Origin of the sequence: Burkholderia sp. SIMBA_062 (assembly GCF_046534765.1) — a bacterium.
In the GTDB taxonomy this organism is placed as follows: domain Bacteria; phylum Pseudomonadota; class Gammaproteobacteria; order Burkholderiales; family Burkholderiaceae; genus Burkholderia; species Burkholderia ambifaria.
The window spans coordinates 1-11,816 of sequence record NZ_JAWRYD010000063.1; the positions used below are offsets into that span (position 1 = coordinate 1).

General features: G+C 64.2%; 13 protein-coding genes. 4 read left to right on the forward strand and 9 right to left on the reverse strand.

Annotated features, from left to right (window positions below):
- Positions 1-287: hypothetical protein (locus SB786_RS34815; RefSeq protein ID WP_410731374.1), on the forward strand; the 287-nt coding region annotated here is incomplete at its 5' end.
- On the opposite strand, the gene SB786_RS34820 is transcribed toward SB786_RS34815, so the two are convergent.
- From SB786_RS34820 to uvrB, 5 genes are all read right to left on the reverse strand, one after another.
- Positions 247-1,644 (reverse strand): 4Fe-4S binding protein, encoded by a 1,398-nt coding sequence (locus tag SB786_RS34820; RefSeq protein WP_410731375.1) that lies wholly within the window; start codon positions 1,642-1,644, stop codon positions 247-249. The two genes, SB786_RS34815 and SB786_RS34820, sit on opposite strands and share 41 nt — an antisense overlap.
- Positions 1,641-2,483 (reverse strand): FTR1 family protein, encoded by an 843-nt coding sequence (locus tag SB786_RS34825; protein WP_006760847.1) that lies wholly within the window; start codon positions 2,481-2,483, stop codon positions 1,641-1,643. The genes SB786_RS34820 and SB786_RS34825 overlap by 4 nt, the downstream gene beginning before the upstream one ends.
- Positions 2,484-2,541: 58 nt before the next feature.
- Positions 2,542-2,874: a cupredoxin domain-containing protein gene (locus tag SB786_RS34830; RefSeq protein WP_121859179.1), complete on the reverse strand. Its 333-nt coding sequence runs from the start codon at positions 2,872-2,874 to the stop codon at positions 2,542-2,544.
- Between the two features lie 55 nt (positions 2,875-2,929).
- Positions 2,930-3,481, reverse strand: a complete 552-nt coding sequence (locus tag SB786_RS34835; RefSeq protein WP_410731376.1) for an iron transporter — start codon at positions 3,479-3,481, stop codon at positions 2,930-2,932.
- A 219-nt stretch (positions 3,482-3,700) separates the two neighbouring features.
- Positions 3,701-5,791 carry an excinuclease ABC subunit UvrB gene (gene uvrB, locus SB786_RS34840; protein ID WP_410731377.1) on the reverse strand — a complete coding sequence of 697 codons (2,091 nt, stop codon included), beginning with the start codon at positions 5,789-5,791 and terminating at the stop codon, positions 3,701-3,703.
- Positions 5,792-6,038: 247 nt separating this feature from the next.
- On the opposite strand from uvrB, the gene SB786_RS34845 reads away from it, so the two are divergent.
- Positions 6,039-7,238 carry an amino acid aminotransferase gene (locus SB786_RS34845; protein WP_175691795.1) on the forward strand — a complete coding sequence of 400 codons (1,200 nt, stop codon included), beginning with the start codon at positions 6,039-6,041 and terminating at the stop codon, positions 7,236-7,238.
- A 148-nt stretch (positions 7,239-7,386) separates the two neighbouring features.
- Here SB786_RS34845 and SB786_RS34850 read toward each other — a convergent pair whose 3' ends face one another.
- Positions 7,387-8,175, reverse strand: coding sequence for a 3-hydroxybutyrate dehydrogenase (locus SB786_RS34850; protein ID WP_077178528.1), 789 nt, complete (start codon positions 8,173-8,175; stop codon positions 7,387-7,389).
- Between the two features lie 164 nt (positions 8,176-8,339).
- Here SB786_RS34850 and SB786_RS34855 point away from each other — a divergent pair, with 164 nt between their 5' ends.
- Together SB786_RS34855 and SB786_RS34860 are read left to right on the forward strand one after the other, a co-directional pair.
- Positions 8,340-9,311, forward strand: coding sequence for a potassium channel beta subunit family protein (locus SB786_RS34855; protein ID WP_410731378.1), 972 nt, complete (start codon positions 8,340-8,342; stop codon positions 9,309-9,311).
- A gap of 111 nt (positions 9,312-9,422) precedes the next feature.
- The gene (locus tag SB786_RS34860; RefSeq protein ID WP_006762480.1) at positions 9,423-10,268 is read left to right on the forward strand and encodes a 23S rRNA (adenine(2030)-N(6))-methyltransferase RlmJ; all 846 of its coding nucleotides are present in this window, start codon (positions 9,423-9,425) and stop codon (positions 10,266-10,268) included.
- Between the two features lie 15 nt (positions 10,269-10,283).
- Here SB786_RS34860 and SB786_RS34865 read toward each other — a convergent pair whose 3' ends face one another.
- The 3 genes from SB786_RS34865 to cueR form a co-directional block, all read right to left on the reverse strand.
- Complete coding sequence (locus SB786_RS34865) at positions 10,284-10,652, reverse strand: hypothetical protein (RefSeq protein WP_410731379.1); 369 nt, start codon at positions 10,650-10,652, stop codon at positions 10,284-10,286.
- A 113-nt stretch (positions 10,653-10,765) separates the two neighbouring features.
- Positions 10,766-10,912 carry a DUF3563 family protein gene (locus SB786_RS34870; protein WP_006478295.1) on the reverse strand — a complete coding sequence of 49 codons (147 nt, stop codon included), beginning with the start codon at positions 10,910-10,912 and terminating at the stop codon, positions 10,766-10,768.
- 214 nt (positions 10,913-11,126) lie between these two features.
- Positions 11,127-11,531, reverse strand: a complete 405-nt coding sequence (cueR, locus tag SB786_RS34875; protein ID WP_006755754.1) for a Cu(I)-responsive transcriptional regulator — start codon at positions 11,529-11,531, stop codon at positions 11,127-11,129.
- Positions 11,532-11,816 lie beyond the last annotated feature (285 nt).

Here is an 11,816-nt window from a genome sequence, read left to right on the forward strand (position 1 = left end):
GGTCGCACAACCAGTCTATTCCTTCGGGCACCGCTTTCCTTTTAGGCCTCGCCTTCACGCTAATCCGTGAAGAACCAAAAAAAAGCGACACGTCGAAAGACGTGTCGCTTTTTGTTTGGGCGTCCGCAGACAAAGGAAAAGGCATCGCGGCTATCGGCGCTGCTGGTTTCAGCGCACTCCGGAGCCCGGCGGCGGAACACCTCGCCTGCTACTCCGGAGCGCGGCCGCAAGGCCTTCAATCCCGCATCAGAAACCCCAGAACATCAACCACCACGCGCTGTCGATGACGGCCAGGCCAGCCGCGAACCACGCGAATGCAGCCAGTCGGCGCGGCCACGCCGCATAGCGCCCCGTCACCTTCCAGGCCAGCCACGCGCTCCACGCGTTCGCGCAGACCAGAATCGCGATGCGCACGTCGGTCGCCCAGCCGAGCGGCACGTGCTCGGCCCGCAGCAGCGACAGCGTCGTCGCCGACAGCCCGAGGAACACGCCCGCACCCGCGATCGGAATCAGCGCCTGCGCGAGATGATGAAGGCGCACGCGGTCGAAACGGCCGAGCATCAGCGTCGCGCCGGCCAGCAGCACGAGCAGCGCGGTACCGTACACGAGCCCCGTGCCGACGATATAGCTAACGACCAGCCCGCCGTCGAGCCACGAGAACACGTCGTTGCGATCCGGGTAATGCGTGAGCAGGAACCACGGTGCATTGGTTTCGAGCGGCCACGTGATGTCGCGGTCGATCAGCCAGCCCGCGACGAATTGCTTGATCTGCACGAACCACGGGCTGACGGTCCAGTGGAACGCACCGATCGCGACGCCGAGCAGGCCGTACAGGATCAGCGCCGTGTCCCACGGGTTCGCCTGTTGCGCGCCGAGGTTCACGACCTCGTCGGACGGCGAGCGCCACGACAGTTCGATCGCATCGCGGTGCCCGCTGCAGCGGCCGCACATGTGGCACGCTGCGGCGCCCTTCATGTTGCGCAACGGCACGAGCGGCGCGCAGTTGATCGGAATCACGCGATGTCCGTGCTCGCCGTTCTTGTACGAGCGTCGCCAGGCATCCTCGTCCACCTTGTAGCGCATCGGCGCAAGCCGCGACAGCAATCCGAACACGCCGTTGACCGGGCACAGGTACTTGCACCACACGCGCTTCTCGCGGCCGTACAACAAGCCGATCACGATCGCGCCGACGGTCGAGCCGCCGAGCACGAACAGCACGGCGAGCGGGTACTGGTACACGCTGACCATCTGCCCATAGATCGTCGTGAGCCCGAACGCGACGAACGGCCAGCCGCCCCACCGCATCCAGCGCGGAATCGCGCCGCCGCGGCCGAACCGGCTCGCGTATTCGGTGAGCGCACCTTCCGGGCACAGCACGCCGCACCAGACGCGGCCGAGCATCACCATCGACAGCAGCACGAACGGCCACCAGATGCCCCAGAACACGAACTGCGCGATCAGCGTGAGGTTGTTCCACAGGTGCGCGGAATCGTCCGGCAGCGGCAACACCGCCGGCACGATGATCAGGAATGCATAGACGGCGACGACGACCCACTGGATGCCGCGGATCACCGTGCCGTGGCGCTGCATCCACTGGCCGGCCTGTGCGAGCCAGCCCGGCTTGGCTGCGGCGGCAACGCTCATGCCGTGCGGCCCGCTGTGACGGCCGGACGGCGGCTCGCGCGCTTCATCAGCAGCCAGACGACCGCCCAGTACACCGCATAGGCGACCAGGTTGGTCAGCGCCGGATGCGCGCGATAACCGGTCAGCGTCGCGACGAGCGAACCGAACGTGCCGGAATCATCGAGGATCGCGGACGTGTCCCACAGCTGCGAGATGCCGAGCGGCAGGATTTCCTTGTCGATCAGCTTGTCGACGCCGGTCTGGAACAGGCCCGCGCCGAGGAACAGCAGCATTACTTCGGTGACGCGGAAGAAATGCCGCCACGAGAAGTACTTGCCGCCGAGCTGCAGCAGATAGAACGTGAGGAACGCGAGGCCGAGGCCGATCACGACCGCGAGCATCTGGCTGGCGTCGACGTGCCCCGACTGGCCGAAACCGAGGCCGTACAGGAAGATCACCGTCTCGCTGCCTTCGCGGGCGATCGCGAGCGCGACCAGCACGGCAACGCCCCACCAGTTCGAATCGCGCGTGCTCTGCTGCAGCGACTGCTCCATGTCGCGCTTCAGCGTGCGGCCGTGCCGGCGCATCCACAACACCATCTGCACGATCAGCACGCAGGCGATCAGCACCATCGCGGTCTGGAAATAGTCCTGTGCGTCGCCGGACAGCACTTCGGTGAAACCGACGAGTGCGGCGCCGAGACCGACGGCCATCAGCAGGCCGACTGCCACACCCGTCCACAGAAAGGGCAGGCCGCGGCGCGCATCGTCGTCGCCGTTCTTCAGCCATGCATAGAGGATGCCGACGACGAGCAGCGCTTCGACGCTCTCCCGCCAGACGATGAACAAGATCTGACCCATTGAATCCTCCTGACGTGCGGGGCACGGCACTCGTGCGCCCGTACGCAGATAAAACGCATTACTTCGCGACGATCACGCCCTGTGCCTGCTGGTGGAAATCGTCGAAAAACTTGTACTCGCCCGGCGACAGCGGGGCGACAACCACGAACGAATCGGCGCCCGGCGCGAGCACCTTCTCCTTGCGCAACTGCACGCTCTCGAATTCGGCGGCGCCCTTGCCGGTATTCCTGATCTCGATCTTGAAGCGCTGGCCGGCCGGCACTTCGATGCGGGCGGGGTTCAGCTTGCCGTCCGTCATCTCGAGCTTGAACGTCGGCAGATCGGCGGCATGCGCCGCGCCGGCGAGCCACAGCGCGGCGGCTGCGGCGACGATTTTCTGGGGAAGTTTCATTCTGGGTTCTCTGCGCTGACGGCGCGCCGAAGCGCGCCGTCCGTGATGCCACCGATCAGTACCCGCCCTTCTTGCCGATGCCGGCGAACGGGAAGTCGTATTCGAGGGTGATGGGCTTGAACCACGGACCCACGCCGGTTTCCTTGTCGACGTGACGGCCGAATGCCATGTGGCCCGACTGCATCGGCGGCTTGACGATCATCGTCAGGTGGTACTTGCCCGGGCCCGCCAGCTTCACGTTGTCGCCGTAGTGCGGGCCATCGCTCGCGACCATGCCCATCAGGTCGCCTTCGGCCTTCCACTTCGTGTCGCCCTGCTTCGTCAGCTTGTACGTGACCTGCAGGTACGGCATCCAGTCGCCTTCCGCGAAACCCGTCGGGTTGTTCTTGACCGCGTGGATGTCCGCCTCCAGGTGGATGTCCGAATCCGACGCCTTGCGCATCATCCCTTCCGGATCCATCGTGATCGGCTGCAGGTACACCGCGCCGATTTCCATGCCGCCCTGGATCTGCTGCTTGCCGATCGGATATTCGGCCGCCGAGGCCGACATCGCGGCCAGCGCCGCCGCTACCGCAACCGACGTGCGGATGAACGAAGAACCCAACATGGACACTCCTTGTTATTTGTCTGACACGCTGCCAACCGCCCTCCTGGACGGCTCGCCGGAAACACTAACGCAATGAAGAACGTTAATGCGAACTATTCTCAATACTTGCGAAGTGTAGCACCGAACCGGCTCTGGAACAAACGAGCCCCCCGGTAAACCCCTGATGCGACAAGGCTTACAGCCGAGTTACCGGGAGGTTTCAGTGACGTTTGGAAAGATTTACCGGCCGCCGTTGACGTGGTCGCCCACGTTCGCACCGAACACACGTTCGCGCAGCAGCGCCAGCTGGTCGCGGGTGGCCGCGGCCTTTTCGAATTCGAGGTTCTTCGCGTAGTCGGCCATCTGCTTTTCGAGACGCTTGATTTCTTTCGCGATCTGCTTTTCCGACATGTCCTCGAACTTCGCGCGTTGTTGCGCTTCCTTCAACTCGGCGCGCGCGTCGTCGGCGTTGTAGACGCCGTCGATGATGTCCTTGATGCGCTTCACGACGCCGCGCGGCGTGATGCCCATCTTCTCGTTGTGCGCGATCTGCTTCGCACGGCGCCGCTCGGTTTCGCCGATCGCGCGCTTCATCGATTCGGTCATCGTGTCGGCGTAGAGGATCGCCTTGCCGTTCACGTTGCGCGCCGCGCGGCCGATCGTCTGGATCAGCGAGCGCTCGGCGCGCAGGAAACCTTCCTTGTCCGCGTCCAGAATCGCGACGAGCGACACTTCCGGAATGTCCAGGCCTTCGCGCAGCAGGTTGATCCCGACCAGCACGTCGAACGTGCCGAGTCGCAGGTCGCGGATGATCTCGACCCGCTCCACCGTGTCGATGTCGCTGTGCAGGTAGCGCACCTTGACGCCATGGTCGGCAAGGAACTCGGTGAGCTGCTCGGCCATCCGCTTCGTCAGCACGGTGATCAGCACGCGCTCGCCGGCGTTCACGCGCGCGTTGATCTCGGTCAGCACGTCGTCGACCTGCGAGCTGGCGGGGCGCACTTCGATTTCCGGATCGACGAGCCCGGTCGGCCGCACCACCTGCTCGGCGATCTGCCCCGTCACGCGCTTCTCGTAGTCGGCAGGCGTGGCCGACACGAACACCACCTGGCGCATCTTGCGTTCGAACTCCGGGAACTTGAGCGGTCGGTTGTCGAGCGCCGACGGCAGCCGGAATCCGTAGTTGACGAGATTCTCCTTGCGCGCGCGGTCGCCGTTGTACATGCCGTTCAACTGGCCGATCAGCACGTGCGATTCGTCGAGCAGCATCAGCGCGTCGGGCGGCAGGTAGTCGACGAGCGTCGGCGGCGGCTCGCCGGGCGCGGCGCCCGAGAAGTGCCGCGAGTAGTTTTCGATGCCCTTGCAGAAACCGAGCTCCTGCAGCATCTCGAGATCGAAGCGCGTGCGCTGCTCGAGGCGCTGCGCCTCGACGAGCTTGCCGTCGCGGTGAAAGAACTCGAGGCGCTCGCGCAATTCGTCCTTGATCGTCTCGACCGCACGCATCACGGTGTCGCGCGGCGTCACGTAGTGCGACGACGGATACACCGTGAAGCGCGGAATCTTCTGCCGCACGCGGCCGGTCAGCGGGTCGAACAGCTGCAGCGTCTCGACCTCATCGTCGAACAGCTCGACGCGCACGGCCATCTCCGCGTGCTCGGCCGGGAAGATGTCGATCGTGTCGCCGCGCACGCGGAACGTGCCGCGCTGGAAGTCCTGTTCGTTGCGCGAGTACTGCATCGCGATCAACCGCGCGATCACGTCGCGCTGGCCGAGCTTGTCGCCGGTGCGCAGCGTCAGGATCATCTTGTGGTACTCGGACGGGTTGCCGATACCGTAGATCGCCGACACCGTCGCGACGATCACCACGTCGCGCCGCTCCATCAGGCTCTTCGTCGCCGACAGCCGCATCTGCTCGATGTGCTCGTTGATCGACGAGTCCTTCTCGATGAACAGGTCGCGCTGCGGCACGTACGCTTCCGGCTGGTAATAGTCGTAGTACGAGACGAAGTACTCAACGGCGTTGCGCGGGAAGAACTCGCGGAACTCCGCGTAGAGCTGCGCCGCGAGCGTCTTGTTCGGTGCGAACACGATCGCCGGGCGGCCTAGCCGCGCGATCGTGTTCGCCATCGTGAAGGTCTTGCCCGAACCCGTCACGCCGAGCAGCGTCTGGAATGCGAGGCCGTCGCCGACCCCTTCGACGAGCGTTTCGATCGCGGTCGGCTGGTCGCCTGCGGGTGGATATGGCTGGTATAGCTGAAAGGGCGACCCTTCGAAGGTCACGAATTTCGATTCGTCGAGCGCGTCGCCGACGTCGGCGTGATGTTCGGACATGGAGTGCGGCCGGAGCGAGGGCAAAGGACTATTCTAGCGCTTCGCGGCGTGGCGGACCGCTGACGGCTCCTGACGCGCGGCACCGGCCGAAATCGCAATTCGCCGCGCAATCGCCGCCTCCCGCAGCGTGAATTCGCTACAATGTCAGGCTGCTGCGCTTTCCGGCGCCGTGCCGTTGGCGCGCGGTCCGCTGCGCCCGCCCCGCCGGCTGAAAGCCTGACCCTCTTTTCACAACTGCCGAATCATCATGTCGCTCTTCTCCGCTGTCCAGCTTGCTCCCCGCGACCCGATCCTGGGCCTGAACGAAGCCTTCAACGCCGATGCGCGTCCGACCAAGGTCAACCTCGGCGTCGGTGTGTACACGAACGAAGAAGGCAAGATTCCGCTGCTGCGCGCCGTTCGCGAAGCGGAAAAGGCACGGGTCGACGCCGGCCTGCCGCGCGGCTACCTGCCGATCGACGGGATCGCCGCCTACGACGCAGCGGTGCAGAAGCTGCTGCTCGGCAACGATTCGCCGCTGATCGCCGCAGGCCGTGTGGTCACGGCGCAGGCACTGGGCGGCACGGGCGCGCTGAAGATCGGCGCCGATTTCCTGCGCACCGTGAACCCCAACGCGAAGGTCGCGATCAGCGATCCGAGCTGGGAAAACCACCGCGCGCTGTTCGAAGCCGCCGGCTTCGAAGTCGTCGCCTACCCGTACTACGACGCCGCCACCAACGGCGTGAACTTCGAAGGCATGCTGTCGGCGCTGAACGGCTATGCGGCAGGCACGATCGTCGTGCTGCACGCGTGCTGCCACAACCCGACCGGCGTGGACCTGACCGAAGCGCAATGGCAGCAGGTCGTCGACGTCGTCAAGGCGCGCAACCTCGTGCCGTTCCTCGACATGGCCTACCAGGGCTTCGGCGAGAACATCGAGGCAGATGCAGCGGCGGTGCGCCTGTTTGCCGCGGCCGACCTGAATGCATTCGTGTCGTCGTCGTTCTCGAAGTCGTTCTCGCTGTACGGCGAGCGCGTCGGCGCGCTGTCGATCATCACGTCGAGCAAGGAAGAAGCGACGCGTGTGCTGTCGCAACTGAAGCGCGTGATCCGCACGAACTACTCGAACCCGCCGACCCATGGCGGCGCCGTCGTCGCGGCCGTGCTCGCGTCGCCGGAACTGCACGCTGCGTGGGTGCAGGAACTGGGCGAAATGCGCGACCGCATCCGTTCGATGCGCAATGGCCTCGTCGAGCGCCTGAAGGCGAGCGGCGTGGATCGCGACTTCAGCTTCATCAACGCGCAGCGCGGGATGTTCTCGTATTCGGGCCTGACCTCGGCGCAAGTCGATCGCCTGCGCGAAGAGTTCGGCATCTACGCAGTCGGCACGGGCCGCATCTGCGTGGCAGCGCTGAACACGCGTAACCTCGACGCGGTCGCCAATGCAGTCGCAGCGGTCCTGAAGTAAGTCGGCATCAGCAGGCGGCTGCCGTCATCGGCCCGCCCTGCCGAAACAAAAAACGCGCTCCCCGGAGCGCGTTTTTTTATGCCGTCGTGCATTGCCGGCGACGGCTCGGCGCGAGCGGTACGCGTGGCGACCTCCGTGCCGGATCCCGTTACTGCATGAACCAGCCGTGGCTGACGATGAACGACTGCCCCGTGAGCGCGGCGCTCGGGAATGCCGACAGGAAAAGCACCGTCTGCGCGACGTCCTGCACCGTCGTGAACACGCCGTCGACCGTGTTGCCGAGCATCACCTTCTTGATCACTTCCTCTTCGCTGATCCCGAGCTCCTTCGCCTGCTCCGGAATCTGCTTGTCGACGAGCGGCGTGCGCACGAAGCCCGGACATACGACATGCGAGCGCACGTTGTGCTTCGCGCCTTCCTTCGCCAGCACGCGCGCCAGGCCGAGCAAGCCGTGCTTGGCCGTCACGTAGGCCGACTTCAGCGGCGACGCTTCGTGCGAGTGCACCGAGCCCATGTAGATCACGACGCCGCCGCGATCATCCTTGTACATGTGCTTGAGCGCGGCCTTGGTCGTCAGGAAGGCGCCGTCGACGTGGATCGCCTGCATCTTCTTCCAGTCGGAAAATGAGTAGTTCTCGATCGGATTGACGATCTGGATGCCGGCGTTCGACACGAGGATGTCGACCGAGCCGAACGCTTCGGCGACCTTGTCGATGCCGCTGTTCACGGCGTCCTCGTTGGTCACGTCCATCGCGACGCCGATTGCCTTGCCGCCTGCCTTGTTGATCTCGTCGGCAACCGCGTTCGCGCCGTCCTGGTTCAGGTCGGCGATCGCGACGGCCGCGCCCGCCTTCGCGAGCTCCAGTGCGATTTCCTTGCCGATGCCGCTTGCGGCGCCCGTGACGACTGCGGTCTTGCCGCTCAGATCTGCTGCCATGTCCGTCTCCTTCCGTTATCGGATCGAAAAAGCGCGCCCCGCCGCATCACGCTTTCGTCGCGTGATCGTGTCGGCGGGCCAGCCGCTATTGTGCACGATCGGCCCCGCCGTTCGCGCGCAAAACGTCTAAGCTTAAGGTCGGTTCCGAGTCGCGGGAGATTCTCATGCACTATCGACGGCTAGGCCGCTCCGGCCTGCAGATCAGCGAGCTTTCGCTCGGCTCGTGGGTCACCTACGGCAACCAGGTCGATCAGCGGGCCGCCCGTGAATGCCTCGCGGCGGCCCGCGATGCGGGCGTCAATTTCTTCGACAATGCCGAAGTCTACGCGGGCGGCAAATCCGAGGAAATCATGGGCCAGGCGCTCAAGTCGCTCGGCTGGCCGCGCATCAGCTACCTCGTGTCCACGAAGTTCTTCTGGGGGCTCGCGGAAGCCCCAAATCAGTACCACACGCTGAACCGGAAATATCTGCTGAACGCGATCGACGGCTCGCTGCGCCGGCTGCAGCTCGACCATGTCGACCTCGTCTACTGCCATCGCCCGGATCCGAACACGCCGATCGAGGAAACGGTCTGGGCGATGAGCGACATGATCGTGCGCGGCAAGGCGCTGTACTGGGGTACGTCCGAATGGAGCGCCGACGAGATCCGCGCGGCGTATGAGATTGCCGAGCGGCACCATCTGCACAAACCGGTCGTCGAGCAGCCGCAGTACAACCTGTTCCACCGTACCCGGGTCGAGCGCGAATACGCGCGGCTCTACGACGACTACGGCCTCGGCCTGACGACCTGGAGCCCGCTTGCCTCGGGGCTGCTCACCGGCAAGTACCGCAACGGCGTACCGCCCGGCAGCCGCGCGCAACTGCAGGGCTACGACTGGCTCCGCGACCGGCTGACGGACCCGACCAGCAACGATGTGGTCGAACGGCTCGGCGGGATCGCGGCCGAACTCGGTTGCAGCACCGCTCAGCTGGCGATCGCGTGGGTACTCGCGAATCCGCGTGTGAGTTCGGTCATTACGGGCGCCTCCCGGATCGAGCAGATCGGCGACAACATGCGCGCGCTCGACGTTGCCGCCAAGCTGACGCCCGAGGTCAGGCAACGCATCGAGGAGGCAGTCGGCGACGCATACGAGTAAGGCGACTCACGTCCACTCGCGTACAATACGCGGCCGCATCGGGGCGCGGCCTGACGGCCGCGCGCGATCGTCCGTTTTCATCGATTCATCCTTCGTTTCAGGCAGCCAGCCATGCTCAGTTATCGTCACGGTTTTCACGCAGGCAACCACGCGGACGTGCTCAAGCACGCCGTCGTCGTCCAGCTGCTGCGCTACCTGAACAAGAAAGACAAGTCGTACTGGTACATCGACACGCACGCGGGCGCCGGCGTGTATTCGCTGCGCGACGGTTATGCGGCCAAGACGGGGGAATTCGACACCGGCATCGGCCGCCTGTGGAACGACAAGAACCTGCCAGAGGCGCTCGGCGATTACATCGACGAGGTGCGTGCGTTGAACGACGACGGCGAGCTGCATTACTATCCGGGCTCGCCGTATCTTGCATGGCGCGCGATGCGCGAGCAGGACCGGATGCGCCTGTTCGAAATGCACACGACGGAAATCGACGTGCTGCGTCACAATTTCCGCGACGCCGGGCGACGCGCGATGATTTACGCCGGTGACGGCTTCGAAGGCATCAAGGCGCTGCTGCCGCCGCCGCCGCGACGCGCACTCGTGCTGATCGACCCGTCCTATGAGGACAAGAAGGATTACGCGCGCACGGTAACCTGCGTAACGGAATGCCTGAAGCGTTTCGCCACCGGGTGTTACGCGATCTGGTATCCGCAGGTTGCGCGGGTGGAGTCGCAGCGTTTTCCTGAACAGCTCAAGCGCCTGCAGCCGAACAACTGGCTGCACCTGACATTGACGGTATCGAATCCGCCGGCAGATGGCCTGGGACTTTACGGCAGCGGAATGTTCATCCTGAATCCGCCGTACACGCTCGCGCAGAGCATGAATGAAGCGCTGCCCTATCTTGTCGAACGCCTGGGACAGGACAGCGGCGCCCGGTGCGAGATCGAGCACCGCGGGAACTGAGCGGGCGGCGTGCCGCTACGGTTGCAGTCTCGGGGTGGGTCTCGGCTGATTCGCAGGCGATGCACCCCAGCCCGGCACATTGATATACGGCGCGACGAACAACGGGACCGACGAATTCGGCCCCTGCCCGGCCGGCGTTCGCATGCCGGCGGGTTCGACAATCGGCTCGGACGATAACGGTGCCGTTTGCAACACCAAGCCGCCCTTGCCATCCTGGATCCCGCGTTGTGTATCGAGAATCAGCGGCTTGGACGAAGTCGCCGCACCGGCCGCGATGCCGTGAACGAGCACCGCAGCGCCCAGAACGAGACGCGCACGGAAAGCGTGACGCACATCGAGACGCAAGCGCATGGTCGTAGTCTTCCTGTGGAAAAGCAGGTCCATACCATAGCGCCACGCTGACGATTTCGCCAGATCCGGCGCACAAAAAAACAAAGCCCCGTCAATACGGGGCTTGCTTTTCGCTCGGTGCCACACGGCACCCGACGGTACTTCGATTACAGCGAGTAGCCGTTCGTTTCGAGCGAACGGATGCGGCTCTCGAGCTGGACGATATCCGACGACGTTGCGAGGTAAGCCTCACGGCGCTCACGCTCTGCGGATTCGAACCAGTTGCTCAGCTTTTCGACGATGTAGGCGATCATGACGTTCTCCAAGGAAGGGGAACCCTGGCGAATCGAGGTTCAGGGATTTCCCGTATAGGGTTATCCCGAATTATAGCGATGCCGCACCAAGATGCTAATGAAATGCTTGCATGGGAACCATTCCGATTTGGAATGGCTTGTGAAGCATCTTCGTCAAGCCACTGATTTATAAGGATATTGAATTGAGGCCTATCTTTGGCCTCGAGGACGTGCACTAATCCGGTTCACCGACCGGGTCAGCCAGACGCGCCAGGATCGGGCATTCTGGGCGTCCGTCACCATGGCAGTGCGCGGCGAGATCGGCGAGCGTATTGCGCATGTCGCTCAGTTCCGCGATGCGCTTGTCGAGTTCGGCCACGTGTTCGAGGGCGATCGACTTCACTTCGGCGCTGGCGCGGGAGCGGTCTTGCCAGAGCATCAGCAACTTGCGGATATCCTCGACAAGAAAGCCGAGCCGCCTTGCCTGGCGGATGAAACGCAGGATATGGACTTCGTCCGAACCGTAGATGCGGTATCCGGCGTCGCTACGCTTGCTCGGCGCGAGGAGGCCGACCTGTTCGTAGTACCGGATCATTTTTGCGCTGACGCCGGATTCGCGCGACGCGTCGCCGATATTCATTCCCTGCCCTCTCCATCAAGCTCTGGTCGAACACGAACGTCGGTGGACGCAGCCGTCGACCGCACTTCGATCGTATCAAATCGCGTGATTTCGTTCCGGCGCGGGCGATGACGGCACCGTCAACAGCGATGAGGTCCTTGTCTCGCTGCCATCGCCCTTTCCGCCGCGCCAATGCAAAAACCCCCGCCTTTCGGGCGGGGGTTTCTGACTTAGGGAGCCTGACGATTACCTACTTTCACACGGGAATCCGCACTATCATCGGCGTAGAGTCGTTTCACGGTCCTG

Bases quoted from the DNA above. Each gene is read 5' to 3' on its own strand.
- SB786_RS34855 (WP_410731378.1), top strand. From the start codon at position 8,340: ATGCACTATCGACGGCTAGGCCGCTCCGGCCTGCAGATCAGCGAGCTT.
- SB786_RS34860 (WP_006762480.1), top strand. From the start codon at position 9,423: ATGCTCAGTTATCGTCACGGTTTTCACGCAGGCAACCACGCGGACGTG.
- SB786_RS34820 (WP_410731375.1), bottom strand. From the start codon at position 1,644: ATGAGCGTTGCCGCCGCAGCCAAGCCGGGCTGGCTCGCACAGGCCGGC.
- SB786_RS34865 (WP_410731379.1), bottom strand. From the start codon at position 10,652: ATGGACCTGCTTTTCCACAGGAAGACTACGACCATGCGCTTGCGTCTC.
- SB786_RS34870 (WP_006478295.1), bottom strand. From the start codon at position 10,912: ATGATCGCCTACATCGTCGAAAAGCTGAGCAACTGGTTCGAATCCGCA.
- SB786_RS34835 (WP_410731376.1), bottom strand. From the start codon at position 3,481: ATGTTGGGTTCTTCGTTCATCCGCACGTCGGTTGCGGTAGCGGCGGCG.
- SB786_RS34825 (WP_006760847.1), bottom strand. From the start codon at position 2,483: ATGGGTCAGATCTTGTTCATCGTCTGGCGGGAGAGCGTCGAAGCGCTG.
- SB786_RS34850 (WP_077178528.1), bottom strand. From the start codon at position 8,175: ATGGCAGCAGATCTGAGCGGCAAGACCGCAGTCGTCACGGGCGCCGCA.
- SB786_RS34845 (WP_175691795.1), top strand. From the start codon at position 6,039: ATGTCGCTCTTCTCCGCTGTCCAGCTTGCTCCCCGCGACCCGATCCTG.
- SB786_RS34830 (WP_121859179.1), bottom strand. From the start codon at position 2,874: ATGAAACTTCCCCAGAAAATCGTCGCCGCAGCCGCCGCGCTGTGGCTC.
- cueR (WP_006755754.1), bottom strand. From the start codon at position 11,531: ATGAATATCGGCGACGCGTCGCGCGAATCCGGCGTCAGCGCAAAAATG.
- uvrB (WP_410731377.1), bottom strand. From the start codon at position 5,791: ATGTCCGAACATCACGCCGACGTCGGCGACGCGCTCGACGAATCGAAA.